This window comes from Haloarcula sp. JP-L23 (assembly GCF_011602445.1).
GTDB classification, from domain to species: Archaea; Halobacteriota; Halobacteria; order Halobacteriales; family Haloarculaceae; genus Haloarcula; species Haloarcula pellucida.
On the sequence record NZ_CP050015.1, the window covers coordinates 44,605 to 69,375 of the forward strand.

Sequence of the window (24,771 nt, forward strand, 5' to 3'; positions counted from 1 at the left end):
CTGCTCGAAGACGTACCGAACCCTACAGACGACCGCCCTCAACCAACTATATCAGCGATGAGCGACAAGTCGACGACTGATGACGACTGACGAACCTGACGACAGCGAACTCCGAGAGGAACTCGCCCTCTTCGGTCTCTCCGATACGGAGATAGATACCTATCTCGCCCTCCTCTCTCAGGGTGAAGCCCCCACGAGCGTCGTCGCCGACGAGGCTGGCGTCACCCAGCGTGCGGTCTACAACATCGCCGAACGTCTTGAGGAGCGCGGACTCGTCCGCGTCAAGGACCACGCATCGCCGACGGTGATTCGAGCGTGTCCGCCCGCTGAGGCCATTGGGACCCTTTCGTCGCGCCTCGAATCCATCACGCCGTCCCTCGAGGAGCGCTTCGAGGAACCGACGTCGCAGGCTCCGGAGATACAGATAGTGAAGTCTCGCGAGACGGGACTCAAGCGACTCAGAGAAGGGATTGCCCGCGCGGAGACGGAACTCTTGCTCGCTATCCCAGAAGGCGTCTATTCGGAGATCGCCGACGAACTGCGGGACGCTCGTGACCGTGGCGTGCATGTGCTCCTTCTGCTCGGCGGCATCGAGAGCGACGCCCTCGACGTCGAGCGTGTCGCACCTGTGGCCGACGCTGTCCGCTGCTGGAAGGCGTCCCTCCCGTTCGCCTACGTCGCCGACAACGACGCATTGGCGATGATCGGCGATTCCGACTTGCTCTCGGGGCCGAACACCGAGGGGACTGCAGTAGTCGTCTCAGAGCCACACCTCACCGGTGCCGTGGCCGGCCTCTACCTCAGCGCCTACTGGTCGGCGTCGACGGAAGTCCATGTCGCCGAACCCGAGCCGTTGCCCGCGACCTTCGACTGGTTCCGCCGGGCCGTGTTCCACGCGTATCTCCACTACCAGTCCGGGGCGGAACTGTGGGCCGAGATACGGACGACCGACGGCGAGGAGATAACCGGCAGAGTCACAGAGGTCAGGCAGGCACTCGTCGAACCGTCCACAAACAATCACACACTGGAGGTGAGCATCTATCTGGAGACGATCGACGGGACCATGAGCTTCGGTGGTCCCGGTGCGTTTATCGAGGACCACAGGGCGAACTCGGTCACGCTCCGAACGAACCCGTGACCGGCTGGCCGTCGTCAAGGGCTTCGGCCGACCAATAGAGGTGCGACGCGCTCGACTCGGAACTGGAGCGACAGGGCGGCGACGGTGTCTCGGGACCGATTAGTACGGAATCCACACGGCGGTGACTTCGAGTTCGGATAGCTCACTCGGCGTCGTCTGTATCTCTCATCCACAGATCACTCAGGACTCCGTTCCGTGGGGAGACGGTCTCGACGACGAGACTGAAGAGCGACGCAACGCAGCGCTCTGGCAATACAGCGAGCGCGTCGCGACACGCATCGAAGCCGAACTCGATGCGTTCGTTCGTCAAACGCGGAGCTAAGTTCCGGCCGATCCACGTTCGGTGATCGTACGCATCTATCTTGCTTCAGCGAGCGAATCCCGCCGTCGACGGCGCGGAGGGTATCACGCGCTGGCGACGGACTCGTCCATGAACGCGAACGCCATCTGCTTCGCTGTCTCCAAGTCGTCGGTTCGAGTGTTGCGTGTATCACCGAGAGCAGTTGGGGTGGGTCTACAGAATGAACGTGATAATAGCGAGAACGACGAAGATGATGACGAGCCATTTCGCGATATCCATACTGACTCCAGCGACCCCCCGAGCACCGAGCACCGCTGCGACGATCGCGAGTATCAAAAAGAGGACTGCAAGCTCGATGAAACCGCCCCCGAACTGCAACGGTACCGTCTGGACTGAGACAGCACTATCCAGAACGCTGTGTAGTGTTACCATAGCACATATACGTCGCCCGAGTATTTTAACCCCCGACGTATTCATCCTCATTCTGTTTTTGATTAACCGGGTGAGTCCGTCTGGACCAGTGATTCACCCGGTTAATCAGGACAGCGTCTCATTCGGAAATTCGGGGCTACTATCCTCTCGACAACCGTATGATGAAAGGAATGATTGATCCCATTCATAGTTCTGCGACGCCGGGGCAGACATCTGATGGCGCAGACATCGACGCAATACTCGAACGGATCGAGGGGTGCGTCAAGGACATCAGCCTCGGGTTCGAGCGATGGGATGACCCTTACGCCCGTGGACCCGGGCTCTATTTCGTCGTCGAACGTGACTCCATGACCGAGTTTGCGGCTCCAATGGGGACGAACCGCTGGCCGGTCGAGGCCTGTGGGAATGTCTTTGCTGAGACCGATGTGTTTCTTGAGGCTGCACAGAAGGTTGCGTTGTCCTGCGATGGCGCAATCGTCGTTCACAACGACGGCACGATCGAAGAGGCAATGGTCCGAGTCAACCAACTCTCTCCAGCTGAATGCCGACGACACGACGATCTTCCCTATGCAGGATGGATGGGTGCCCGTCACATGAGCGCGCTGGAAACCTCGACTCGAAAGGAGGTGGTCGCGACGGTCACACTCAGCGAAGAGGACGGCCGGGTAACGGTTTTCACCGACGGCACATTCGAGGATTCTCTAGCGGTGTCCCTAGTGAGTGATTGACCACCGGAGGGTAAATACACTCATGGCCGTTGAGTCGGACTTGTTACTTCCCTTTCTCGCCGGGATGACGCTCGTCTTGGCCGTTGCGCATACGCTTGGAATGGTAGCTGACCGACTCGGCTTCGCACCGGTCGTCGGTGAGCTCCTCACGGGATTGGTGCTTGGCCCCTCGATTCTCGGATTAGTCGCCCCGAGCGTTACGGCTATCGTCGTCCCGGTTCCCGACCGGTTGGCAGCCCTCGCGTCGCTCGGGCTCGTTCTCCTCCTCGTATTGGCTGGAACGGAAGTTGACGTTCAGACGGTACGCCGATATGTTCGACCGACGATAGCCCTCGCTACCGGCGCCTCCGTCGTACCGTTCCTTTTGGGATTCGCCTTGGGATGGGTTCTTCCCGCGAGATTCCTCGTCACTCCCGAGCAGCGACTGCCGTTCGCGCTGTTCTTGGCGACTGCGCTGAGCATCTCGGCGGTCCCCGTCGCCGTACGCGTGCTTATCGACCTCGACGCGATAGACCGAGCAGTGGGCCAACTCACCCTTACCGTCGCTGTCGTCATCGATGCAGTGGGATGGGTTGCGCTCACGATAGTTTCTGACATCGCTCGTGCGGGGCAGATAGACCCGTTAGGAGTCGGTCGAACGCTCCTCGTCCTCGGAGTATTCGTCGGAGTCGCTGTTGTTCTCGGCCCGCGAATCGTCGGTACACTCTTCGATGTCACCGCATACGTTCGTTCGCCGGTGTTGACCGGGTTTTCGATCGTCATCGTCGTCGGGCTTGCGATGGCCGGTGGCTCGCTCGCACTCGGACTGGAAGCCGTTCTCGGCGCGTTCCTCGCGGGCGTTCTCGTGAGAAATCGGCTCGACGGGGAGACCGAACGAGTGTTTCAGATGGTGACACTCGGACTGTTCGCGCCCATCTTCTTTGCGACGGCCGGGTTGCGGGTCGATCTGAGCGGACTGTTCACGCTGGATACGCTACTGGTCGCAGGCGTCACACTCGCCGTTGCTGTGCTGGGAAAGGCACTTGGCGTGGTACTCGGAGCGACAGTTACGGACTTCTCCCGAGCAGAAACTGTCTGCCTCGCCATCGGCCTCAACGCCCGCGGAGCGATGGAGCTCGTCGTGGCGGCCCTTGGCTTGGCAATCGGAATCCTCACGCCCACCATCTATGCCGTTATCGTGCTCGTCGCCATCGTCACATCCGTTATGACGCCGCCACTGCTCCGGCGTGCGCTCGCGCACCTTCCGGACGACGTACCATCATAAGATCTACTGTAATAGGGATCAGAAGAAGTCTTCATACGTTCCAACGTGGCGGGATGCTGGCTCACTGAAATCGGCTTGCGAGATCTCGAGGGTGTATTCAGCACGGTCGCCACGTACTGTGGAGACGCCGTCACGACTCAACCGTGAATACAGGATGTCTATTCGGTAGGGTGGAACAGCCATCGGATCGTGAGAACGTACGTTCGTCGGTCGCTCAGGCACCCATGTTCGCCGCTTTTTCGGCGAACTCGGCGTCGATATCGGCGTGGTGGTGGACGATCTTCCACTCGCCCTTCTCCTTCCGGTAGACGTTGGTCGCCCGGTGCTCCAGGGAGATCGGTTCACCCGCAAAGGTCATCGACGCCGACTCGTTGCAGAGTTCGTACGCACCGTTGCCGACGACGTGGATGACCTGGTCCGTGCGGGTGACCGTGCCATCCGTACACGCTGCCGCGACTCCCTCCATAGACCCACTGACGGCGTCCCAGCCCTCCTCCCGTCCACCGATCGGGTGCATGGTCGTCACGTCGTCCTCGTGTGACCAGATGTCCGCCATGGAACTGGCATCCCCGTTCAATATCTCTTCCAGTGCATCATAGAACTGGTCGGATGCCGCTCGGACGTCGTCTTCAGCGGTGGTCTTCGAAGGCTCGTCTGCTTCGGTACGTGATGGTGTCATGTGCTGGTCTCTCCATACTCATACAGGACGCCCACCCATGTGGAATGGGACCATTTTCACGCTGCGATGGTGTTACCAGCAACTGAGTGACTCACGACCAACCAGACGTGAAGCGTGCTGAATACGCGGGGTGTATTCAGTACGGCGGTTCTATCAGCCATGGATACCTACGTCGGTCGGATATCCAGAAATTTTTGGAATCCCTATAAGTCCGTACCGGACTTCTCCGAGACAGTCCACGAAGGACCGGTACAAAGCTACGGCTGTCATGGAATTGCGATCGGTACAACCCATCGTCGTCCTCGGGTTTTGTTGTCGGCGAATGCAGACCCCCGACGAATCCCAGATACCGTTTTGATAATATGGGTGAAAACCGGATGGGTTTTGCTTGCCTACCACGACACTGTACTATGGAGTGTGAGATTGGGGCAAGCGAATCGATAAGTGGGGCCGTGGTGCGTGCGGTGAGCGCCGTCGAAGGCCGTGATCCCCGGTCTCTTCGGCCGCTCTCGGAAGTACTCGATCCCGATGCGTTGGATATCGTGTTCGATTCGCAGCACGACGGCACCCCTCGACCAGGTGGCCGTCTCACGTTCGTCTACAGCAAGTGCTGCGTCACAGTCGAGAATGGCGAGTACCTCACGCTACACCCGATCGACCCTCGAATCCGCGACGAACGCGGTTCCGACGTCATCGACAGCGGCATCTGATGACAGGGAAGCTACCAGACGACCTCCCAGGACTCATACTGTCGGCTATACATATTCGAAGCGATGGTGTCTGATTCCGGTCGGCTTGCGGCCACAAATCCCGAGATGGTCGAATACGTCTTCACGTGATGACAGCCGACAGTATCACGAGGCGGGATCACGCTGGGTCAATAGCCCCTGTGACATGAGTCGGCGGGCGATCACGACGAGACCGTTCCCGAATCCCTCGCCGAAAATCGCCTGTTCGTCTTTCGTCTCCGGCATGATCGAACTCACGAGGATCGTCGAGCGGTCGATCAGTAACAGACGGCCGATTGCTGTCTCGTCTTCGGTGGCGTCCTCGCCGTGTAACCACTCCAAGCCCGAGATGAACGTCTTGGCATCAGGGACGGCCGTTTGAATCTGCTCTTGCAGCGGTTCCGTTACCGCACCGACGAGCAACTCGACGCCGTTCCCCACCTCGTTGAGAGTGGCGACGAGGTCCTTGGTCAGCAGCGACTCGTCGCCGATCACGAGAACGATCTCCTCGGTTGCCGTCTCGATGAGTTCTTCTGTCCGGTTTTCGATTCCGTCGTGTCCGGACATCGACCACACTTGTTGAACAGGCGCCTCGTCGTCTTCATCGATGATTTCGACTGTGTCGAGGGCGTCGTGGAGCCGCTCAACGCGGGCCTCGTACTGGTCGCGTAACGTCTCGGTCGCTTCTTCGAGAGAAACCGCGCGGAATCGCTGTGGACTCGAATGGTGAATTTCGACCAAGCCCTGTGCTTCCAGCACCCGGATCGCGTCGTACACTCGTGTCCGGGGAACTTCGGTCATCTCGCTGAGTTTTTTTGCTGTCCCTGTCTCTAACTGTGATAAGCCCACGAAACACCGCGCCTCGTACTCCTTCAATCCGAGTTGCTGGAGTACTTCGATCGCCTCGTCTATGTTGTCAGATGCACTCATTATGTCCCAACCGTCCCGTCTGAGCGGGATTAGACTAACAGTTGACCGGGGAGACGGATAGAAGTTGTCACTCGAATCATGACTCATACATCACGTATATCGTCGGATACTTCGGAAAAAAGGGTATACCACCCATAAAAAGGATTGAGTGAAGTGTTGTAACTCTCCGAGTTACAGCTATTCATCGGGAGAACAGGTCGATAGAACGCGAGCGAAATCGCCGCATCGATTCTTCACCCGTTTAATCACAACATCTATATCTGGTTGGAATCCATACTTCACAACCAGCACGCAGTGCAACACTGTGTCCCAACCACTCGCTATTGCGTGCGACCCCGGCCACCTCGCGTGGCAGGGTTCGACGGGGACATCCCCTCATTGATGAACACAGAACCCACCAACGACCCGCAGTCTGCTGCCGTCGAGCAACTCGAACAGTTCGGATTGAGTTCGTACGCCGCGCAGACGTTCGTCGCGCTCGCCAGCCTCGGCATCGGGACAGCCAGAGACATCAGTCAAGTGTCGGAGGTTCCCCGAACCCGCGTGTATGATGCTATCGACGAACTACGCGACCGGGGACTCGTCGACGTCAAGCAATCCTCGCCCAAACAATTCTGGGCAATCTCCGCCGAGAGCGCGAGTCGAACCTTCGAATACGAACTCCAACATCGTACGGACGTCCTCCAGACCGCACTGACTGAACTGGAACCCGTTGGGCGACGAGATGAGCAGCGCGGTGTCTGGACAGTCGATGGCCAGACCGCAGTCACAGAACGGGTCTTGGAGTTTTTCAGTAGCGCAGAAGAGGAGATCGTCTACATGACTGTCGAAGATTTGCTCACCGATGACCTGATCGAGGCGTTGAGCGACGCCGCAGAACGAGATATCTCGATCAAGCTCGGGGGCGTTTCGGCGGATGTGCAGGAGCGTATTCAAGACGAAATTCCCGGTGCGACGATGTTCGAATCGCTGTGGGTCTGGTCGGATACTCCGGCGGGTCGGCTCATGATGATCGACGGTCAGAAAGCGCTCGTGAGCGCGCTCGTGAACGGTGTGGACGCGGGCCCGTCCGACCCACGCTCGGAGACCGCCATCTGGGGCGAGGGCGAGACCAACAGCCTGGTCGCTGTGCTGAAAGCGGTTTTCACGTGGCGGCTCGACACCGCCGATCCGGACTCGTAACGAGTGGTGATGCAGTCACCGACCGTCACGGTCTCCTGATTCTGCTCTAGGGATTAGCTACGACCGGGCTTCGTTTCCCGGCGTGACGGGGGTCGTGATCGGCTTGGGGTCAACCCGTCCACGTACTCCCCATATCGTCGTTGATGTTCTCCAGCCACGCCTCGAACCGTTCCCGACACGTATCGGCTGTCTCGATATGGTCCATGAATCCGGCACCACCGTCCCGTAAGGCCGTGCCGCAGAACGGGCAGAGGTCCGGGTTATCCCACTCGGTGGAATCCCGCGGTGGATGTGAGTTGTCTGATTTCATGTTCGCTTTCTGTACAGCGTAGTGTCGTCAGTCTATTCGACGCGATCGACGCCGATGTCGCACGTAGAACACGTGCGTTTGTCGGTGGCAACGTAGACTTGATCACACGAGGGACACTTGTACAGGTGCGGTGGTGAGCCGTCCGTGTCGCTTTCGTCCGCTGTCCCGCCATCCTCGCTGACCGACGTTTGACCGTATGGCCAAGCGTCAGCGCCCCCACTGATGGACCTCGTGTTCAGTTGGCTAAGTATGGTCTTGAGTTTCCCTAACATGTCTGTCCCGCTTCCGGAAGACAGTCGTCGGGCAGAGCATCACGTCGGGCTTCCAGCGCTGTAAGTATGGGTTCGACGGCCCCAAAATCGTCCCTGCTTCTCACGATGCCAGTATCCCGGTTCCACGCGACGAGGTCGTTCTCCGCCAGGAGCGGGAGGTGGACGTGATGGGGAGGGATAGCTTGGCCTCCTTCGTCTCCGTCACCAGAGAACGGCTGGAGGTGTTCCTCATCGAGGAGTTCGATCAGTATCCGCCGGCGGCTACCGTCAGATAGCGCGCGCATAACTCCGTCAAAATCGGTCATCTACCGAAGAGATGGAACACGCTAACGTTTCAAGCCGTCACTTTTCACAGTTGATCGGGTTGTGATTATACGAGATACGAGTCGGGAGATTGCCGGTCATTTCTGCGGGAACTTCGTGGAGAGAATGCCTGCTACGTTGTTCCCTGGATGGAGAGGGACCAACATATTGCATCCGAGTCGTTCCTCCCCAACGCAGTATCTGTTTTATATCTTTCACTACGGATGTTCCCGTCAGTATTAGTGTGTCCAGAGACTACAGATACGAGTCCGAACTGACGGGCAGTCGTAAGGAAATAGCAGCGGTGTGCTGGATGATACGCAGATCAGATCTGGATTCTTGTAAGTCACCAGTTGCCTCCATTGGTTTCCCACACCAACACGTGAACTCGGCTTTCATGACTCTATGCCCGATATCTTCTCGGTGAGTGTGCAGGGGCCACCAGTTGATCAGTCAGGCGGATTGGCGGCATAATTCATTTCAGGAGCGTGGTGACAGTTTCCTCGAGTTCATCGAGACTCGGGGTTTCGTATGCATCTTCGGTGACCCACGTGTAACGAACTGTGTTTGAGTCGTCAACGGTGACCAGTGCTCGCTTCGGTACGCCAGCATGATGTTCCCACTCCTCGTAGGCCACCCCATATTCGTCAGTGACACGACCTCTGGTATCACTCAGCAAGGGGAATGGGAGATCGTTTTCCTGGATGAATCGCTTGTGAGCGTAGCATGAATCAAGCGAGATACCGAGTACGTCGATATCGTCGGTGAACGTGAGCCATTCGGCGTCTCGAAATCGGCATAACTCGGTCGTACAGACAGGGCTGAAATCGAACGGGTAGAAAATGAGGATTGCAGCACCGGCTTCAGTATAATCGGACAAACTGTACGGCTCGATTTGTTCACCATCCGTCCCCGGTACTGTGAAATCGTCCACAGTGTCCCTTCTGAAAGCATCCCTTTTTTATTATTCTGACAACATATAAGGTTTTGGTGGCTGACAGTGTTGAGATAGTCGTCGACTGCAAGTTACCGGACCCAACAGTCGAGGACAACGCGCGTCTCGCGCATAGGTTTCATTGTATCGACCGAGACACCGATCGATTCGTCGCCTTCGACGTCAAGGAGTCTGGGCACTTCGTCGACTGTCTCGTCAGGATGGACCAGTTCGATATTGTTCGCTGTGAAGATTGTATCCGGTGTGCTGTCCTCAGTGGGTTTACCCTCGTAACAGAGATTCAGCCCTGTTTCTCGGATACACACTGCCGCGAACTCGTATTCCGAATTGGTAGTGGTGATGAGACGGACCATATTCAGTCCCAGTTCTGTTGGAAGACCTAGCCTCTGCGTTCTTCGATGGAGAGTGCTCTCGCATCAGCCACCAGGTCGTGTGAATCAGCGAACGCTTCTGTTTCAAGTGCCACCATTGTCCCCAGACTGTCGCCGAGGATACAATTCATCGCAGTGACATTCTCGAAGCACTTCCGCACCGCTGGAGCCGCCATCGCTACAGGTTGGGCGTTGTCGCTCACTCTTTCGTCAGCCTATTTTCTAGTTTCCCGTCCACGAATATGCCACCGTTGCCCGTAACAACCACATTATGTTCAGGGATTTCAAACGATAGCTGCCACTGACTGGCCGAATGATTGACGAGGCGACGAATTGCATCACCGGAGATATAGTTTTGAAGCGTAATGTCCATTTGTTTTGGTTCAACACTTTTCGACTGTGCAATTGCCACGATCACGTCTTCTATCGCACCCTCACCCATATGTCTCCTGTAATTGAGTAACACAAATAAATGGCGGTTCGTTAGACAAGTCGTGAATCGGTCAGTACAGGGTAGCCACCAGCCATTTGGCGAAGAAAGGATAGTCTACATCCAGAATATTTTCTGCAGTAGCCGAATATTGGTTCGCCACATCTGCCAGGGGTCATAGTTGTAGAAAGGTGAACGGGACTTTTCCGGAGGTGCCCGGGACGTGATTTCTGTTCGACAGTCTGGACAGAGGTAGCGGGAACCCTGGCCGCTCTTGACAACATGCCAGTCACCGTCATACTGACTCTGGTGACTGCAGTCCGGACAAAAGAGCGTCCCCTTTGAGGGGGTATCTCGCTCAATCCGGGAATCTGTCACCTGTTTAGACATACTGGCCATAGATGTTGGTAGTTCGGTACGGGTATATTTCACCCGCATTTTCACCCCCACATGTTTTTGATTAAGTGAGTAACGATAATCAAAATACCACCCAAGATGGGTTATATTCGCTCAACTCGCACTCTGTATCGAGCGAGGAGATCTATGAAAAGCGGGTATGCGAACGTCGTATCCAACTCTCACCCCGACCTGTGCTGCTCGACGCGCCGGACGTTGTCGGCGTACTCCCGCTCGGAATCGTACAGCGGATCGTCGGGGAACAGCTGCGCACTCTCGGGAACGGTGACGATCGGCCACTCGGTGTCGTCGACGGGTCCTCGTGGCGAAGGGCCCGTTGAGCGGCCTCGAACCCGACGCTGCGGTACAGGAACTCCCCGACTCCGCGCCGTGGGTCATCAGGTAGTCTTTCGGCCCGTCGACGTCGATATCGCCGTCGTCGCACAGCCGTTTCAGGATACTCCGAACGCCGTTGAACCCGGTCGCGAGAACGACCCGGTCGGCCTCGTACTCCGCGCTGTTGCCCGACAGTCGGATTTCGTCCGAGTCGGGCCGCGAACAGGTCGTGACCATATCGCGGTGGATATCACACCCGTACGCTTCGAGCTGCTCTTGTCCGATGCCGAGAAACTCTGCGCCGCTCGTCTCCCCTTTCACGCCCAGGAGATTGTGGACCTATTGCATCATCGCCGCCCGGCCGCCACCACGGTTGACGACTGCCGTATCGTGTCCAAGTCGCGTACTGTACAGTGCTGCCGTCATTCCAGCGGGGCCACCGCCGACTACGACAACTTCGTACTCGTGCTGCTCTGTGGAATCTGACGCCAGATGCGAGGTGTCTCAAACGAATACAAAAGTCCCGCATCGCTCGGCGCACTCGGGAATCGTAGGTGCTCTCACAATCGATGGCCGCACGCGCAGTTCCCGATACAGTAGGTCGTTTCAGGTTGTTCGGCCGAAATACCGAGTCGAGCCATCGTCGGCGTGATAGTGCTCGCGAGTGAACTGCTCGCGTGGGAGCGAATGACCGGGCGACTCAATAGAACGCTGACTGGCGTTGCTCCTGCGTTACACGCTCGACACACTTCTTTACGCGCTGCCGACGTACTCTCGTGTGAATATGTCTACCAATACGTTCGACCTCTCAGAACCGGAGGTGACCGCCGACGACCTCCTCGTGCTGGATGACCCCCACTTCGGTCCAAACACTGTCGCGGTCGTCACGGGCGCTGCCTCTGGAATCGGTCAAACGACGTCGGTCGCACTGGCGGCTAATGGACTCTCGGTCGTCGGGGCGGACATCGACGAAGTCGGTCTTGGAGAGACGGTCGATCTCGCCGACGATCTCGATGCGCCTGGCACGATACACCCCGTTCCGACTGACCTCACTGACGACGAAGACGTCGAGTCGATGATCGATACTGCAGCCGACCATGGAGAGCTGCGGTACGTCGCGAACATCGCCGGGATGCAACACATCGCATCGATCCCCGAATTCCCGATGGAAAAGTACGACCTACTCCTGGATATCATGCTTCGGGCCCCGTTCCTGACCGCTAAACTCGCGATGCCCCACATCCGGGACACCGACGACGGGGTCGGCGCGATTGGCAACATGTCTTCAGTCCACGGCCACTACGCGACCCAGGACAAACCCGCGTACATCACCGCCAAGCACGGCCTCAACGGGCTCACACGGTCGATCGCCGCCGAGGGTAAGGGGGCGCTTCGAGGGTTCTCGGTCAGCGTCGGCTACGTCCTCACGCCGCTGATGGTGAACCAGATCGAGGACACAGCTGAGGAGCGTGGCATCTCCGAGCAAGAGGTCGTCGAGGACGTGATGCTCGGACAGGCCCGTACGAAACAGATGATGACGCCTGTCGAGGTGGCGAACCTCTTCGTGTTCGGCTTCTCGGGCCACGGCAAACACCTCAACGGTGGCGACCTGCTCTGGGACGGCGGCTACACCACGACCTATGAGTGAACACGACGAAGCGGTGGAAACGAATCGGCAGGACTCGACCACAGATACCCCGACCCGTATCGCCATCGCGTGCCAGGGCGGCGGCAGCCATACCGCATTCACGGCGGGTGTGCTCCGGACGCTTCTCGACGAGTGGGGCGACGACTACGAACTCGTCGGCATCAGCGGCACTTCCGGTGGAGCGTTCAACGCTCTCGGAACGTGGTACGGTCTCGTCACTGGCGATGCTGAACGGGCCCGTACGATCCTCGACGGGCTCTGGACGGATCTGGCGGCCGACGGAGTCCAGGACCGCTGGATGAACTCCCTGGTGACGACTCTCTCGCGCATGGAGAGTGCCGGCTTCCCGCTTCCATCGATCAGTCCGTATCAGGTTCTTGGACCAGAGGTCGGGAAACAACGTATCAGAGAGGTGCTCGAACGACACATTGATTTCGACGCGATCCCGGACCTCTGTGACAGACAGGTACCGGAATTCGTCGTCGGGACCGTAGATATCAACGCCGGCGTCTTCGAGACGTTCATTAACGAAGAAGTGACCGTCGACGCCGTACTCGCGTCGGCGGCCGTTCCAAACCTCTTCGAAGCTGTCGAAATCCACGGGCATCTCCACTGGGACGGACTATTTTCACAGAATCCACCAGTGAGAGAACTGATGTGGCTCCCGCCCGATCGGAAACCAGAGGAGCTGTGGATCATCCAGATCAATTCCCAGGAGTTCGAGGGTGAACCCGAGACACTGGACGTCATCGCCGACCGACGCAACGAACTGTCGGGAAATATCTCTCTCAACCAGGAGCTCGGATTCATCGAACGGATCAACGGCTGGGTCGAGGACGGAACGCTTCCTGCCGACAAATTTCAGCAGACGAGTATCCACCGCATCCAGATGGGCAAGCGGTTCCACTGCTCGACGAAGGTCGACCGCGATCCCGCATTCCTCGACGAACTTCGAACGCTGGGCAATCAGCGAGCCCGCGAATTCCTCGAATCACGAGCAGACTCATGAGGTTGCGGATGCGTCCCTGCTCTCGGTGACGGATGAAGACGTGTTGTGTACGGTTCATCAGTGGACGCTGAACGTACCGCGAGGAAGGGGCGCATTCCGGCATCCGTGGCAGGTGGAGTAACGAGATGCATCTGGTAGTTCGGTGGTGAGACCGAACCGGTAACCCGAGCCAAGGCGAGACGGATTTTCTGAACGGTCTGCACGCCTTATGCATGTCGAACGCCTCTAATTTTCGATGGCACAAGAAGTACAACAGGAAACGCAGGGATTCGAACGGACCGGAGCTGTACGAGACGGTCCGTCGTGGCAACACGGCGTAGAAGCGGGATTGATCGGCGGACTCGTGATGGGCGTGCTGTTTTCGCTGCTGATGCCGCCCGTTATCGAGAACGCGATCCCGGCGCTCGTCGGCCTGTCCGGTGGGATTGCTGGCTGGGTCGTCCACATGTCGATCAGCGCTGTGTTCGGCGTCGTCTTTGTCGCGCCGTTGACGCAACCCCGACTGGCAGCCGTCGCGGAGTCGCTGGGCGGCGTCGTCGGTCTCGGTCTCGCGTACGGTGTGATCCTCTGGGTCGTCGCCGCCGGCGTTGTCATGCCCCTTTGGCTGTCGGCCGTCGGCTTTCCCAGCCCGCCGCCGCTTCCGAATCTCGCATTGATGGGTCTGGTCACGCACCTCGTGTTCGGGCTGGTCCTCGGCGCGAGCTACCATTACCTGCGCTGAGCCCTCGTGGCCCGCCACCTCGAAGTGGGGGCGAGCACGTCGTAATTCAGGAAGAATTCGAATTCAAGGTTGCCGAGAGAGCTATGGCATCACTACAAATCGACTGTGACGACATCGTTACGACGCTTGCCTGGATTCGCCAGCGTGGCCTCAGTTCCCATACCGTGTTTCGAGATTGGGTCGACCTCATGCTGTACACGCTACAGCGACGCGAAGACCCGTGCCTGGATATCGTCGACGACTACCGAGAGCCAGCCGACATGGACCACCCCGAGGGACAGCGTTCGGTGGGTCTGTTTACGAGGGCCTTCGGCCAGCTTCAAGAGCAGATGGCCGCGACCGACGCCGGACGCCGTCCGCACGTCGGTCCACGCGGTCAACGCTCACGCCGAGGTCGAGCGGCTGCTTGACGCCCTCGAACCGGAGTGGACCTGACGCGAACACCGTTCTCTGCCGTACCACGCTACGATGTTTCTCGGACTGTATGTGTAGAAACCGGACGCCGCTGCTGGAGTGGCCGTCCGTGGGATACTGCGTATCGGAGAGAAATGACGGTCCGCTTCAGTCGACCTGTACGCGACCGCTGTCGTCGACGTCGTGACCACGATACGCGAACCGAATCTCGAGGTTAGAAGTTGCCGAATCCTCGATCAACGTTTCGAGCGCATCCGGGTCGACGACTTCGGCTAGCGGCGGGTCGAGTGTGACAGGTTCGACGCACTCTGCCTCTGCAACTGCGTCGACGATCTGAGGGATCGGGTCGTCGAGTTTATTCATCGAAGGTTAGACGAGGAGCTGGATGTCGGCGTCGGCCATGTCCTGGAGAGCGGTCGCCGCGCCGACGCCGGTAGTGACACCGTCGTAGAAGTCGTCCTCGTCAGTTGTCTCGGCGAGTGTGTCCTCCAGTTCGACGACCTTGGCCTCCCGTTCGTGATGTTCGGCGCCGCAATCGTCTCCGGGATTGCGTTCGCCCTGCTGCCACGGATTCGGGACGCTGCACCCCTCACGGGCGACCCCTACGAGCGCCGCCTGAAGCCGTTCGACCGGAACGTCCTCGTCGGCGGCGCCGTCTTCGGCGTCGGCTGGGGGCTGTCGGGCATCTGCCCGGGCGCGGCCTACGCCAGCCTCGGCGTCGGCAACGTCTCGGAAGCCGTCGGTACTGGCCTCGTCGGCGGCATCAGCCTGCCCGTCGCCGGGGTCATCCTCGTGCTCGTGTTGGGCGCGGGGCTGATGGCGGTCGGCATCACGACCGGCTATCCGATCGCGACTGCGTTCACCGTGACCGGCGCGGTCATCGGCGTCGGGGTCGCACTCGGTGGAACGCCGGTCTGGTCGAAGTACCAGCAGATCGCCGCCGTCTGGGTGTTGACGCCGTTCGTCGGCGGCGGCATCGCGTTCACCATTGCGAGTAGCCTCCCGCGTTCCGGCGTCCCCGAACGGTACAGTATTCCTGTCCTTGCCGGCCTCGTCGGGGCCGTCCTCGTGAACGTTCAGTTCAGCTTTCTCGGTGAAGGGGGCGCGGGGAGAACTGTCCGCGGGCTCGGACAGGGGGTGCTGGCAGTCGACGGGCTTGCGTCGGCGGTCGGGCGGCGGTGGATGGCAGAAAATCCTCCGGACGGTAGGGGCGTGGGCAGGGTCGTTCCTTCTCGCGTTCGCGCTTGCGTATGCCGCTGGCGCGCTGCTGCTGTAGTCTCTGCTGACAGCGTTAGTCGGCGGCCTGTTCGGTTCGTTGACCGTTCTCGACGCCCAGTGGGTCGGTCGTCGAGGTTGCGGTGACAAGCCGCAGGAACTGGCCCGCGTTCGTGAGCAGTTTGTTCTCTGCCTTCCGGAGGTGTTCTTCGTACGTCGAGCGAGCGACGGCAGTTTGTTCGGCGAGGTCACGGAGGGATGTCTTCCGGGGTTGTTCGTAGTAGCCGCTTTCGAGAGCGAGCTGGAGTGCGGCTAGCTGCCGGTCAGTGATGTCTTCGAACAGCTGATTTGCCGGCGCCAGCATACTGTGCGGAATCTGTGTCTCCGAGATCGACGTCTTCGAGAGGAGTTCGATCTCTCTGTCGGAACGAAGCGATTCGAGCAATTCGCGCACGTCTTCGCCGTCGAACGCGACGACCGTGTAGTGCTCCCAGCCCTGGCGGTAGATCGTCGGTGATTGATACAAGCAGTTGTGGTCCTCGAAGCGGTCGATGACGGAGTTTTCGAGCGAGCAGAGACAGGACTGGGTGACGACGTGGTATCCACTGTCGTCCGCCGATTCGTACAGTACAGTACCGATCTCGTTGATCTCGTCGAGTAGTTCGTCGGTCGGCGTCGTCTCCGTCGTGATTTCGAGCACTTGGCAGTCGCTCAACGGCCACTCGCGGATCGTCAGGTCCGGGTATCGCTCCGATATCTTTCGGTAGGGGCATTCGTGTTTGACCCGAATTGACGCCTCGTACAGTCCCATACGAGTGGTTTCGAACTCGACGTAATTAGCAGTGCCGGTCATGTCCGGCAGCACCCATATGCAAATATACCTGCTATTCCGGACTACCGATGCAGGAGATATCGCCTGAGGAACTCGGTGAACAGTTACAGAATGATAATGACGGGCCACTCGTCCTCGATATTCGCCATCAAACAGACTTCGAAGAGTGGCACATTCCGGGCAGCCGTAACGTCGATGTCTATGACGAATTGACTGACGACCCGGAACAGGCCATAGAGCCGCTCTCTGACCTTCCCAGTGACGAACAAATCGTTACTGTCTGTGCGGCAGGCGTCGTCTCTCAGACTGCGACAGCAGTCCTCCGGGAGCTGGGCTACGACGCGGTGACGCTGACGGACGGAATGAACGGCTGGAGCCGCGTCCACCGGCACGCGAACGTCCCCGTAGACATCGATGGCATCCTCGTGCAAGTCGCCCGTCCGGGGAAAGGCTGTCTCTCGCACGTCCTCGTCTCGGAGGGCGAGGCCGCCGTCTTCGACCCGTCACACTACCTCGACGAGTACGACACTGTCCTCGACGAGTACGACACTGTCCTCGACGAGTACGACGCCGAGCTCGTCGGCGTCTTCGACACGCACGCCCACGCGGACCACGTTTCAGGCGCGGCGGACCTCGCCGACCGCCACGACGTTCCGTACTATCTTCACCAGAGGGATGCGCTCTCACTCGACGCGACACCGCTCGAGGACGGGACACTCGTGTCTGTCGGGAGCCTCGATATCGAGGTCATCCACACGCCCGGTCACAGCGAGGGAAGCGTGTCGTTCGATGTCGACGGTACGGCGCTCCTCACCGGAGATACGCTGTTCCACGACAGCGTCGGCCGGGTCGAACTCGGCGTCGAGGCTGGCATCGAGGACGCCGATGTCGAGGGGAACGCCGCCACGCTGTACGAGAGCCTCCAGCGGCTACTGGACCGGCCGGACGACGCAGTCGTGTTACCTGCACACGATCCTGGCTCGCCAGAACCCCCGGTGACCGCCACGCTTGCGGAGGTCAAAGATCGAAACAACGACCTCAGTCGCGACCGGGAGGCGTTCGTCGAGGAACTCGCGTCGGACATCCCGGACCACCCGCCAAATTTCGAACGCGTGAAGCGGACGAACGTCGGGCAGGAATCGGTCCCAGCAAACGAACTGGCTGAGCTGGAACTGGGTCCGAACAACTGTGCGGCCGAGTGATCCATGAGTACGACAACTGAACTCAGACAGGGGATCCGCGAGCACCTCGGGCAGTTCTCGCTGCACGTCCTGCTCGTCTTCGCGACTGGACTGACCATCGGCTCCGAACGGACCGTCGTCCCCGTGCTGGGGGAGGACGTCCTCGGCGTCGAGTCGTTCCTCGTGATCGGCTCGTTCGTCGTGTCGTTCGGCGTCGTGAAGTCGATTCTCAACCTCTACGCCGGCAAGTGGGGCGAGGAATACGGCCGCAAGCCGGTCCTCGTCGCCGGGTGGGCGACGGCGCTCCCGCTGCCGGTCATCCTCATCTTCGCCCCGAGCTGGGGCTGGATCACCGTCGGGAACATCCTGCTGGGTGTCAACCAGGCGTTGACCTGGAGTATGGCGATCAACGCGAAGATCGACCTCGCGGGCCCGGACCAGCGTGGCCTCGCGGTCGGCATCGATGAGGCGTTCGGCTACACCGGCGTCGCCGTCGGGGCCTGGATCACGGGTATCATCGCCGGCCAGTGGAGTCTGCGGCCCGAGCCCTTCTACTTCCTGGCCGTCGTCGTCGTGCTGGCGTTTCTCATCTCGATCTTCCTGATCAAGGAAACCGTTCAGTATGCACAGGCCGAGGGGGACGACGACCACCACGACGCGAATCTACCGTTCGGCGAGGTGCTAAAGCGCGCGACGTACGGCGACCGGACGCTGTTCGCCGCTGCGCAGGCTGGCCACATCGAGAACTTCGTCGACACACTGTTCTGGATCGCCGTCCCGCTGTACCTGACGAGCCAGGGTCTCGGGATCGCAGCGGTCGGGGTCGTCGTCGGTGTCCACAGCGCGATGTACTTCCTCCAGATTGCGACCGGTGGGCTCGCGGACCGAATCGGTCGCCGCCCGCCCGTCATCGCCGGGATGTTCCTCGCCGGCGCGGGCGTCCTCGGGATGGTGCTCGTCGATAGCTACATCCCGTGGGCCGTGCTGGCTGGCGTCTCCGGTCTGGGGATGGCGCTGCTGTACCCGAACCTGATGACAGTCCCGAGCGATGCGGCCCACCCGACGTGGCGCTCGGCGGGCATGGGCGTCTACCGGATGTGGCGCGACTCCGGCTACGCTGTCGGCGCGGTCCTGATCGGACTCTCGATGGAGTTCGTGAATGTGGCAGCCGCGTTCTACGTGACTGCCGGCCTGATGTTCGCGTCAGGTGCAGTGGTGTACGTTTGGATGGAGGAGACCCATCCCGAATTCGGTACTCACGAGCCACCTGCACCTGCGACAGTCGGACTGGGGAAGGGCGTCACGGAAGACTGAAAACTCCGTGACGGCCCCGTCTCGTGGGCTCCACAAGCAATCTGAGAACTGGCTTGAGCTGCCGACGCTCAGCGATATCGCGGCCCTGGTGGTGTCTCTCTCAGACTGCCCGGGGCGGCGGAACGAGGAAGACGTTCCCCGTCGCCTGTGCGACGATCTCCTCTGAAACGCTGCCCAACAGGAGTCGCCGGATACGGCTTCGTCCCTTCGACCCGACGAGGATCGTCGACGGCGTTACCTCTGCTTCGACGGCGAGGATTTCGTCGGCAGGATCGCCGTGCCGGACCTCGATCCGTGTTTCGATGCCCCAGTTTTCCAGCGTGTTCGCGTACTCGGCCAGTTGCTCCCGTGGGCTGGCATCGGCGTCGACGCCCTCGTCTTTCGGCGACCAGACGTGAACGAGCGTGGCTTCCTCGGTCGCGTGACGGAGGTACGAGAAGGCGTCGAACAGCTTCGGAGACATCTGCCGACACTGATACCATTACCGCTGACTGACGAGCTCTCCTGCTGTGTCCGTCGTAGCACACAAGTCTTTGTCCGGCCGAGATTTTTGCTTCCACCCGTTTTGACTACGGGCTCGTACAGAAATGTGGTTTCTATACACAAGCATTTTGACAGCCCAGCACGGACAGTTATGCGATAACAATGCCAGATTCGATGTCTGAACAACTCCGTCGAGACATGGCGTGCGAGGGACTACTCGAGTGCTTCCACGGTCTCAAAGAACTCGACAAGGAGTGCTTCCGGGCGCTCGTCGACGCCGAGGAGCCGTTGACTGTCGACGAAATCGCAGGCTGTCGATCGTGAGCGGTCGACTGCGTATCGGGCCGTCCGGCGGCTTCTCCAGACAGGCTTCATCGAGAAAGAGCAGGTCAACTACGATCAGGGCGGCTACTACCACGTCTACTCGCCAACCGACCCGTCGCAGATTGCCGACGACATGCAGCGGATGCTCAACGATTGGTACGCGAAGATGGGCCAACTCATTCAGGAGTTCGAAAACAAGTACGAGCAGTCCGAGATCTCAGCTCCCGCTGCTGAAAGCTGACTCTCCTCTTTCTTTTGTATCAGATCTCACCCGTTTCGACGGTGAGCCGACATTCCTGTAGCACAGAGGTACCTGCGGAGCCGCGTGCAAATTCTATTGGGTAGTATTGTACATATTACCCAAAATTCTTAATTGCCGCCGGTGCGTACGTACTCGTGATGGCAACCGATACTGCATCCGACGCTGCTACCGCGACCACGAACGAACCGCTCCACGTCGACGGCCAGTCCCAACTTGATGAGGTCGTCGCAGAACACGACGTCGTCCTCACGGACTTCTACGCCGACTGGTGTGGGCCCTGCCAGATGCTCGAACCCGTCGTCGAGCGCCTAGCTGCAGAGACTGATGCGACGGTCGCCAAAGTCGATGTCGACGCTAACCAGCAACTCGCCGGCGCATACGGCGTTCGGGGCGTCCCAACCCTGATTCTGTTTGCCGACGGCGAGCAGGTCGAAGAGATCGTCGGGGTGCAGGGTGAAGAGCAACTGCGCTCCCTGATCGGGAGGTACACCGAGTAGATGACTGAGGACATACAGGATCTCGTCATCGCCGGATCCGGAGTCGCCGGTCTCTCGGCGGCCGTGTACGCTGCCCGGGCCGATCTTGACCCCCTCGTTCTCGAGGGCGACCAACCGGGCGGGCAGCTCACACTGACGACCGACGTCGAGAATTACCTCGGGTTCCCCGACGGCGTCGGCGGCATGGAACTGATCCAACGCGGGAAGGAGCAGGCCAAGCAGTTCGGCGCGGAGTTCCGACACGGCCGTATCGAGGACGCAGCTGTGGACGACCACCCCCTCGAGCTGTCGCTGTCGACCGGGGACACGATCTACACACGGTCGCTGATCGTCGCGACCGGCGCGAGCGCCCGCTGGGTCGGCGCCGAGAACGAGGACGAATTGATGGGTCACGGGCTGTCGACGTGTGCGACCTGTGACGGCGCGTTCCACCGCGGTGACGACGTTCTCGTCGTTGGTGGCGGCGACAGCGCGATGGAGGAAGCGTTGTTCCTCGCGAAATTCGCCGACTCCGTGACGGTCGTTCACCGCCGCGAGGAGCTGCGTGCGTCCGAGATCATGGCCGACCGTGCTCGCGAAAACGACGACATCCAGTTCCGCTGGAACACGGAACTCGAAGCCATCCACGGCTCCAAAGAGGAGGGTGTTACCGGTGCCACGCTCGTCTCACATCCCGAAGGATATCCCAGAGAGAAGGCCGAGTCCGGGATCGACGTCGAACGGGAGACCGTCGAGATCGGCGGCGTGTTCTACGCCGTCGGCCACACGCCGAACACGCAGTTCCTCGACGGCACCGGTGTCGAACGAGACGAGAGTGGCTACATCTTCACGCAAACCGACGACGCTGGTCGGTCCACAGCCCAGACGGCAGTTGATGGGTTGTTCGCTGCTGGCGACGTCGCTGACCCCCGCTACCGACAGGCGATCACGTCCGCCGGCACCGGGAGTATGGCGGCACTCGATGCCGAGGAGTTCCTTGAGACGCTTCAGGACACAAGCGAATCGGCCGCTTCAGCGACAGCCACACAGGAACAACCTGCCCCATGACCTCCAAGTTCACTACCACCATCGTTCGTAGTACTGTTGGCTCCGTCCTATTGATCGCATTTACCGGGATTGCCACCGCACAGCACGGCGGTGGTCACTCCGGTGGAATGGGCGGGATGGGTGGCTTCGGCTGGTGGCCCCTCATCTGGTCGCTAATCTTACTGAGTGTGGTGCTCATCGTCGGCTATGCAGTCTACGCACACGGACGTACACCGGCTACTGGGCGATCTGGCACGGACACTGCACTGTCGACGCTACGCTCCCGGTACGCTCGTGGAGAGATCTCCGAGGAGGAGTTCGAAGAGCGTCGTCGCCGACTTGAGGAGTAACTGGTGGGCAGCTACCCGACCTGATCCGCTTCTCGTTTTGACTACTGTCCCTGATTCGAATGACGCGATGAGAGATTTCGAGGATGTCGATGAGTTCTTCTGGCGTTCGACGAATGCATCTTAAACGGTCACGAACGACCTCGAGATCGTCCGACCCCCACGCGGCGAGATAGAACGCTGACCCACTGGTGTCGAGCCCGCAGTACCGACCGACAACGTTGCAAGACCGCCTCTGCCTCGACTTCGCGGTCGACCGCTCAGTGTCATCGTCGACGTCGAAATGAAGCACGGCGTGCACGTACTCGTGGATCCGCGTCCATGCTAGGTCGGCACCGTTCTCACGATCACGAACTTCGACGAGCGGTTGGACGCCGAGTCAGTGGCTCGATGCCGAGAGCACAGTTCCAGGGTACTACTGGTAGTGCTGTTCGAGGTGGTTGACGATGTCGTCGCTACCGTACACCGTAGCAGCGTGGTCGATGTCTACGAGGTACGGGATTTGGTCGTTTCCGCCGGCCACCAGCTCGTCGTATGTGAGTTCGTTGGTCACGTCGCCACCTTGGTCTCCGGGGAGCCGCGGGTTGTGGATGACGTACGAGACGCCGAGCTCGGAGAGCTTCTCGCGGACCTTGCCGGAGTGCGGACAGCCTTCGGACTGATAGAGTTCGAGCATGGATTAGAGTTATGGATGCGAGCGCGCTAAAATTTGGCTCTCGACGTGGCTACTGCAGAGCGTAGCGATGCAAGAACGTCGACTTGCCTTTGCAGGCGGAATCGGGATGCCTCCGTGGGTATCGGAGTAAATGGGCGGGTCCAGTCTCTTTGATATTGACAGTAGTTGTGATCGCTGGACTCGCGCTCTTCGATATTCGAGTACCGTCTAACTAATTATAATCGGCGATTCCGAACATTCGCTGTCTGTAACGACAGTCCAATCACGATGAACGAACACGAAACGGATATCGGCGAGTGGCGGTCCTTCGGCGGCGCCCCTGTCAGAGACGGCAACGTAGACGCCGACGTGGTCTTCGCCCACGTCAGCGACCTCCACGGGCAGCTGACGCCGCGCTACCAGGTCTACTACGACAACCCAACGTCGAAGCCGAACCTCGACTTCGGAGACGACGACCACGTCGTCGAACGCGGTGGTGGGATTCCCCTGCTCGCGGCCAAACTCGACGAACTCCGCGAGCACCACGACGTCTGTACGCTCATGAGCGGCGACACGTTCCACGGCTCCGCTGTAACCACCTACACCCGTGGGCGAGCGATGCTCGACCCCATCAACGATCACCTCGCGCCCGATATCTACGTCCCCGGCAACTGGGATTACTCAAACGAGGCCGACGAGGATGGCAACTTTCTGGAACTGATGGACGCACTCGATGCACCCGTCCTCGCGAACAACCTCTACGACTGGGAGACCGAGGAGCGATTGTACGACCCCTACCGACTCATCGACGTAGGTGGGCTCTCCGTGGGCGTCGTCGGGATGACGAACATCTACGTCGATCGAATGGCGTCCGCGTTCTCCGAGGGGAAGTACCGCTTCGGCAAGCACCCGTCCCTCCTCGAGGAGTCCGCACAGGCCGTTCGCGAGGACGGCGCGGACGTCGTGGTTGCGGTCACCGAGATCGGTCTGCCGTGGATGGTCCAGGCCGCCAAGGACTGTCCGAGCGTGGACGTGATGTTCAGCGCACACACCCACGAGTACACCTACGACCCGATCGTCGTCGAGGAGACCGAGACGATCGTCGTTGAGTCCGGCATGGGCGAGGCGCTCGGCCGCGTGGACCTCCGCGTCCATGACGAGGAACTACAGTTCCGCCACCACCTCTACTGTCTGACCGAGGACGGCGAGCACACGCCAGCGCCGGACACCGACGCGGCGGAGACAGTCGAAGCCGAACGTGCGCCCTTCCTCAAGGACGACCCGGGATTCGAGCGAGGCGCGGGCACGCTCGACCGGCCGCTGGATACGGTCGTCGGCCGGACAGAGAACCCACTATACCGACAGTCCTTCCTCGAGAGCGCGTGGAACACGTTGTTTAACGACGCACTCCGGGCGCATTTCAACACCGACCTCGCCGTCTCGCACGGGTTTCGCTACGGGACTGCCATTCCCCCCGGCGACATCACGCTCGGAGCGCTCTACAAGTTCTTCCCGATGACGGCACCCATCGCCCGCGGTGTCGCCTACGGCCAGCAACTCACGACCCACATGGAGGCGTTCCTCCAGGACAACTTCACGCCGTACCCCTACGATCAGGAGGATGGCCGCGTCCGCAGCTACTCCTCCAACGTTGAGGTGACCGTCGACCCGACAGCCCAGCGCGGCCGTCGCCTCGTCGCGCTGCAGATCGACGGCGAGCCAGTCGACCCGGAGGAGACCTACTCGGTGGCATCATTCCGCCGGCCTGGTGACCCCGAGCGCGACCTCGGCAACTGTGGCTTCCCGTTTCAGGACGTCGAGGTCGAGGACGCGACGATACCAGTCGACGTCATCGTCGAATATCTTGAGGAACACTCGCCCGTCGACTACGAGGTGATGGGACTGGTCGAGACCGCGGACGACGGTGGTCGGGTCCAGAACACGCCCGCAGACGGGCCGTATCCGTTCATCCAGCCCGGTGTCGACTACACGGCCGGCGAGGCGTACTGCGAGACGGCCATGATTCCGCGCAGGAACACTTTCCCCGAAGAAGGGCGTAATCGAACGCGCTAGGCAGTGACGGCGTAC

General features: G+C 60.0%; 24 protein-coding genes and 8 pseudogenes. 19 read left to right on the forward strand and 13 right to left on the reverse strand.

The features are described from left to right. Window positions 1-79: 79 nt before the first annotated feature. A complete protein-coding gene (locus tag G9465_RS18980; RefSeq protein WP_166973199.1) occupies window positions 80-1,138 on the forward strand; it encodes a TrmB family transcriptional regulator in 1,059 nt (352 codons plus the stop codon). Between the two features lie 44 nt (window positions 1,139-1,182). Continuing rightward, window positions 1,183-1,460, forward strand: a pseudogene (locus G9465_RS18985) (hypothetical protein); the annotation flags it as partial. A 192-nt stretch (window positions 1,461-1,652) separates the two neighbouring features. Here the strand turns inward: G9465_RS18985 and G9465_RS18990 are convergent. Beyond that, complete coding sequence (locus G9465_RS18990; protein ID WP_166973200.1) at window positions 1,653-1,871, reverse strand: DUF1328 domain-containing protein; 219 nt, start codon at window positions 1,869-1,871, stop codon at window positions 1,653-1,655. Between the two features lie 158 nt (window positions 1,872-2,029). Between G9465_RS18990 and G9465_RS18995 the strand changes: the two genes are divergently transcribed. Next, window positions 2,030-2,599, forward strand: a complete 570-nt coding sequence (locus G9465_RS18995; RefSeq protein ID WP_227015802.1) for a diadenylate cyclase — start codon at window positions 2,030-2,032, stop codon at window positions 2,597-2,599. Between the two features lie 22 nt (window positions 2,600-2,621). After that, window positions 2,622-3,863, forward strand: a complete 1,242-nt coding sequence (locus tag G9465_RS19000; protein ID WP_166973202.1) for a cation:proton antiporter — start codon at window positions 2,622-2,624, stop codon at window positions 3,861-3,863. A 214-nt stretch (window positions 3,864-4,077) separates the two neighbouring features. Here the strand turns inward: G9465_RS19000 and G9465_RS19005 are convergent, their stop codons facing one another. Then, window positions 4,078-4,542, reverse strand: a complete 465-nt coding sequence (locus tag G9465_RS19005; protein WP_166973204.1) for a nuclear transport factor 2 family protein — start codon at window positions 4,540-4,542, stop codon at window positions 4,078-4,080. A gap of 410 nt (window positions 4,543-4,952) precedes the next feature. Between G9465_RS19005 and G9465_RS19010 the strand changes: the two genes are divergently transcribed. Continuing rightward, window positions 4,953-5,252, forward strand: coding sequence for a HalOD1 output domain-containing protein (locus tag G9465_RS19010; protein ID WP_166973206.1), 300 nt, complete (start codon window positions 4,953-4,955; stop codon window positions 5,250-5,252). Window positions 5,253-5,396: 144 nt separating this feature from the next. Here G9465_RS19010 and G9465_RS19015 read toward each other — a convergent pair whose 3' ends face one another. Continuing rightward, entirely contained in the window at window positions 5,397-6,200 is an 804-nt protein-coding gene (locus G9465_RS19015) for a TrmB family transcriptional regulator (RefSeq protein ID WP_166973208.1), read from the reverse strand. 381 nt (window positions 6,201-6,581) lie between these two features. On the opposite strand from G9465_RS19015, the gene G9465_RS19020 reads away from it, so the two are divergent. Continuing rightward, window positions 6,582-7,382, forward strand: a complete 801-nt coding sequence (locus G9465_RS19020; RefSeq protein WP_166973210.1) for a TrmB family transcriptional regulator — start codon at window positions 6,582-6,584, stop codon at window positions 7,380-7,382. A 109-nt stretch (window positions 7,383-7,491) separates the two neighbouring features. Here G9465_RS19020 and G9465_RS19025 read toward each other — a convergent pair whose 3' ends face one another. The 5 genes and pseudogenes from G9465_RS19025 to G9465_RS19045 form a co-directional block, all read right to left on the reverse strand. After that, window positions 7,492-7,692 carry a hypothetical protein gene (locus G9465_RS19025; RefSeq protein ID WP_166973212.1) on the reverse strand — a complete coding sequence of 67 codons (201 nt, stop codon included), beginning with the start codon at window positions 7,690-7,692 and terminating at the stop codon, window positions 7,492-7,494. Between the two features lie 1,050 nt (window positions 7,693-8,742). After that, window positions 8,743-9,201, reverse strand: coding sequence for a redoxin domain-containing protein (locus G9465_RS19030; RefSeq protein ID WP_166973214.1), 459 nt, complete (start codon window positions 9,199-9,201; stop codon window positions 8,743-8,745). Between the two features lie 92 nt (window positions 9,202-9,293). Continuing rightward, entirely contained in the window at window positions 9,294-9,575 is a 282-nt protein-coding gene (locus G9465_RS19035; protein ID WP_166973216.1) for a hypothetical protein, read from the reverse strand. Window positions 9,576-9,792: 217 nt separating this feature from the next. Next, the gene (locus G9465_RS19040) at window positions 9,793-10,035 is read right to left on the reverse strand and encodes a HalOD1 output domain-containing protein (protein WP_166973218.1); all 243 of its coding nucleotides are present in this window, start codon (window positions 10,033-10,035) and stop codon (window positions 9,793-9,795) included. Window positions 10,036-10,881: 846 nt separating this feature from the next. Beyond that, a pseudogene (locus G9465_RS19045) lies at window positions 10,882-11,247 on the reverse strand (NAD(P)/FAD-dependent oxidoreductase); the annotation flags it as partial. 292 nt (window positions 11,248-11,539) lie between these two features. Between G9465_RS19045 and G9465_RS19050 the strand changes: the two are divergent. The 4 genes and pseudogenes from G9465_RS19050 to G9465_RS19065 all read left to right on the forward strand — a co-directional run. Then, the gene (locus tag G9465_RS19050; RefSeq protein ID WP_166973220.1) at window positions 11,540-12,403 is read left to right on the forward strand and encodes an SDR family oxidoreductase; all 864 of its coding nucleotides are present in this window, start codon (window positions 11,540-11,542) and stop codon (window positions 12,401-12,403) included. Continuing rightward, complete coding sequence (locus G9465_RS19055) at window positions 12,396-13,412, forward strand: patatin-like phospholipase family protein (protein WP_166973222.1); 1,017 nt, start codon at window positions 12,396-12,398, stop codon at window positions 13,410-13,412. The genes G9465_RS19050 and G9465_RS19055 overlap by 8 nt, the downstream gene beginning before the upstream one ends. A gap of 235 nt (window positions 13,413-13,647) precedes the next feature. After that, on the forward strand, window positions 13,648-14,133 hold the full coding sequence (locus tag G9465_RS19060; protein ID WP_166973224.1) for a histidine kinase: 486 nt from the start codon (window positions 13,648-13,650) through the stop codon (window positions 14,131-14,133). Window positions 14,134-14,216: 83 nt separating this feature from the next. Continuing rightward, window positions 14,217-14,480: pseudogene (locus tag G9465_RS19065) on the forward strand (SAM-dependent DNA methyltransferase); the annotation flags it as partial. A 214-nt stretch (window positions 14,481-14,694) separates the two neighbouring features. On the opposite strand, the gene G9465_RS19070 reads toward G9465_RS19065, so the two are convergent. Beyond that, window positions 14,695-14,910, reverse strand: coding sequence for a HalOD1 output domain-containing protein (locus G9465_RS19070; protein ID WP_166973226.1), 216 nt, complete (start codon window positions 14,908-14,910; stop codon window positions 14,695-14,697). 123 nt (window positions 14,911-15,033) lie between these two features. Here G9465_RS19070 and G9465_RS26440 point away from each other — a divergent pair. After that, window positions 15,034-15,279: pseudogene (locus G9465_RS26440) on the forward strand (DUF6691 family protein); the annotation flags it as partial. Further along, a pseudogene (locus G9465_RS19075) lies at window positions 15,262-15,717 on the forward strand (inorganic phosphate transporter); the annotation flags it as partial. The pseudogenes G9465_RS26440 and G9465_RS19075, both read left to right, overlap by 18 nt. 121 nt (window positions 15,718-15,838) lie before the next feature. Here the strand turns inward: G9465_RS19075 and G9465_RS19080 are convergent. Then, the gene (locus tag G9465_RS19080) at window positions 15,839-16,573 is read right to left on the reverse strand and encodes a helix-turn-helix domain-containing protein (RefSeq protein ID WP_166973228.1); all 735 of its coding nucleotides are present in this window, start codon (window positions 16,571-16,573) and stop codon (window positions 15,839-15,841) included. A gap of 89 nt (window positions 16,574-16,662) precedes the next feature. Here G9465_RS19080 and G9465_RS19085 point away from each other — a divergent pair, with 89 nt between their 5' ends. After that, window positions 16,663-17,796, forward strand: a complete 1,134-nt coding sequence (locus G9465_RS19085; protein ID WP_166973230.1) for a rhodanese-like domain-containing protein — start codon at window positions 16,663-16,665, stop codon at window positions 17,794-17,796. A 3-nt stretch (window positions 17,797-17,799) separates the two neighbouring features. After that, entirely contained in the window at window positions 17,800-19,089 is a 1,290-nt protein-coding gene (locus G9465_RS19090; protein WP_166973232.1) for an MFS transporter, read from the forward strand. A 100-nt stretch (window positions 19,090-19,189) separates the two neighbouring features. Here G9465_RS19090 and G9465_RS19095 read toward each other — a convergent pair. Further along, window positions 19,190-19,543, reverse strand: a pseudogene (locus tag G9465_RS19095) (universal stress protein); the annotation flags it as partial. 191 nt (window positions 19,544-19,734) lie between these two features. Between G9465_RS19095 and G9465_RS19100 the strand changes: the two are divergent. The 4 genes and pseudogenes from G9465_RS19100 (at window position 19,735) to G9465_RS25740 (ending at window position 22,031) form a co-directional block, all read left to right on the forward strand. Continuing rightward, window positions 19,735-20,137: pseudogene (locus G9465_RS19100) on the forward strand (helix-turn-helix domain-containing protein). Window positions 20,138-20,295: 158 nt separating this feature from the next. Further along, window positions 20,296-20,655: a thioredoxin gene (trxA, locus tag G9465_RS19105; protein ID WP_166973234.1), complete on the forward strand. Its 360-nt coding sequence runs from the start codon at window positions 20,296-20,298 to the stop codon at window positions 20,653-20,655. After that, window positions 20,656-21,702, forward strand: coding sequence for an NAD(P)/FAD-dependent oxidoreductase (locus tag G9465_RS19110; protein ID WP_166973236.1), 1,047 nt, complete (start codon window positions 20,656-20,658; stop codon window positions 21,700-21,702). 116 nt (window positions 21,703-21,818) lie between these two features. Further along, on the forward strand, window positions 21,819-22,031 hold the full coding sequence (locus tag G9465_RS25740) for an SHOCT domain-containing protein (RefSeq protein ID WP_227015812.1): 213 nt from the start codon (window positions 21,819-21,821) through the stop codon (window positions 22,029-22,031). A 76-nt stretch (window positions 22,032-22,107) separates the two neighbouring features. On the opposite strand, the pseudogene G9465_RS25745 reads toward G9465_RS25740, so the two are convergent. Continuing rightward, window positions 22,108-22,401, reverse strand: a pseudogene (locus G9465_RS25745) (DUF955 domain-containing protein); the annotation flags it as partial. A 42-nt stretch (window positions 22,402-22,443) separates the two neighbouring features. Beyond that, on the reverse strand, window positions 22,444-22,704 hold the full coding sequence (locus G9465_RS19125) for a glutathione S-transferase N-terminal domain-containing protein (protein WP_166973240.1): 261 nt from the start codon (window positions 22,702-22,704) through the stop codon (window positions 22,444-22,446). Between the two features lie 267 nt (window positions 22,705-22,971). Between G9465_RS19125 and G9465_RS19130 the strand changes: the two genes are divergently transcribed. After that, window positions 22,972-24,756 (forward strand): bifunctional metallophosphatase/5'-nucleotidase, encoded by a 1,785-nt coding sequence (locus G9465_RS19130; protein WP_166973242.1) that lies wholly within the window; start codon window positions 22,972-22,974, stop codon window positions 24,754-24,756. The last annotated feature ends 15 nt before the right edge of the window (window positions 24,757-24,771 follow it).

Coding starts and splice junctions, on each gene's coding strand:
- G9465_RS18980 (WP_166973199.1), top strand. CDS start 80: ATGACGACTGACGAACCTGACGACAGCGAACTCCGAGAGGAACTCGCC.
- G9465_RS25740 (WP_227015812.1), top strand. CDS start 21,819: ATGGGTGGCTTCGGCTGGTGGCCCCTCATCTGGTCGCTAATCTTACTG.
- G9465_RS19020 (WP_166973210.1), top strand. CDS start 6,582: ATGAACACAGAACCCACCAACGACCCGCAGTCTGCTGCCGTCGAGCAA.
- G9465_RS19110 (WP_166973236.1), top strand. CDS start 20,656: ATGACTGAGGACATACAGGATCTCGTCATCGCCGGATCCGGAGTCGCC.
- G9465_RS19090 (WP_166973232.1), top strand. CDS start 17,800: ATGAGTACGACAACTGAACTCAGACAGGGGATCCGCGAGCACCTCGGG.
- G9465_RS19000 (WP_166973202.1), top strand. CDS start 2,622: ATGGCCGTTGAGTCGGACTTGTTACTTCCCTTTCTCGCCGGGATGACG.
- G9465_RS19085 (WP_166973230.1), top strand. CDS start 16,663: ATGCAGGAGATATCGCCTGAGGAACTCGGTGAACAGTTACAGAATGAT.
- G9465_RS19130 (WP_166973242.1), top strand. CDS start 22,972: ATGAACGAACACGAAACGGATATCGGCGAGTGGCGGTCCTTCGGCGGC.
- G9465_RS18995 (WP_227015802.1), top strand. CDS start 2,030: ATGATGAAAGGAATGATTGATCCCATTCATAGTTCTGCGACGCCGGGG.
- G9465_RS19050 (WP_166973220.1), top strand. CDS start 11,540: ATGTCTACCAATACGTTCGACCTCTCAGAACCGGAGGTGACCGCCGAC.
- G9465_RS19025 (WP_166973212.1), bottom strand. CDS start 7,692: ATGAAATCAGACAACTCACATCCACCGCGGGATTCCACCGAGTGGGAT.
- G9465_RS18990 (WP_166973200.1), bottom strand. CDS start 1,871: ATGGTAACACTACACAGCGTTCTGGATAGTGCTGTCTCAGTCCAGACG.
- G9465_RS19125 (WP_166973240.1), bottom strand. CDS start 22,704: ATGCTCGAACTCTATCAGTCCGAAGGCTGTCCGCACTCCGGCAAGGTC.
- G9465_RS19060 (WP_166973224.1), top strand. CDS start 13,648: ATGGCACAAGAAGTACAACAGGAAACGCAGGGATTCGAACGGACCGGA.
- G9465_RS19005 (WP_166973204.1), bottom strand. CDS start 4,542: ATGACACCATCACGTACCGAAGCAGACGAGCCTTCGAAGACCACCGCT.
- G9465_RS19055 (WP_166973222.1), top strand. CDS start 12,396: ATGAGTGAACACGACGAAGCGGTGGAAACGAATCGGCAGGACTCGACC.
- G9465_RS19015 (WP_166973208.1), bottom strand. CDS start 6,200: ATGAGTGCATCTGACAACATAGACGAGGCGATCGAAGTACTCCAGCAA.
- G9465_RS19080 (WP_166973228.1), bottom strand. CDS start 16,573: ATGGGACTGTACGAGGCGTCAATTCGGGTCAAACACGAATGCCCCTAC.
- G9465_RS19035 (WP_166973216.1), bottom strand. CDS start 9,575: ATGGTCCGTCTCATCACCACTACCAATTCGGAATACGAGTTCGCGGCA.
- trxA (WP_166973234.1), top strand. CDS start 20,296: ATGGCAACCGATACTGCATCCGACGCTGCTACCGCGACCACGAACGAA.
- G9465_RS19070 (WP_166973226.1), bottom strand. CDS start 14,910: ATGAATAAACTCGACGACCCGATCCCTCAGATCGTCGACGCAGTTGCA.
- G9465_RS19010 (WP_166973206.1), top strand. CDS start 4,953: ATGGAGTGTGAGATTGGGGCAAGCGAATCGATAAGTGGGGCCGTGGTG.
- G9465_RS19040 (WP_166973218.1), bottom strand. CDS start 10,035: ATGGGTGAGGGTGCGATAGAAGACGTGATCGTGGCAATTGCACAGTCG.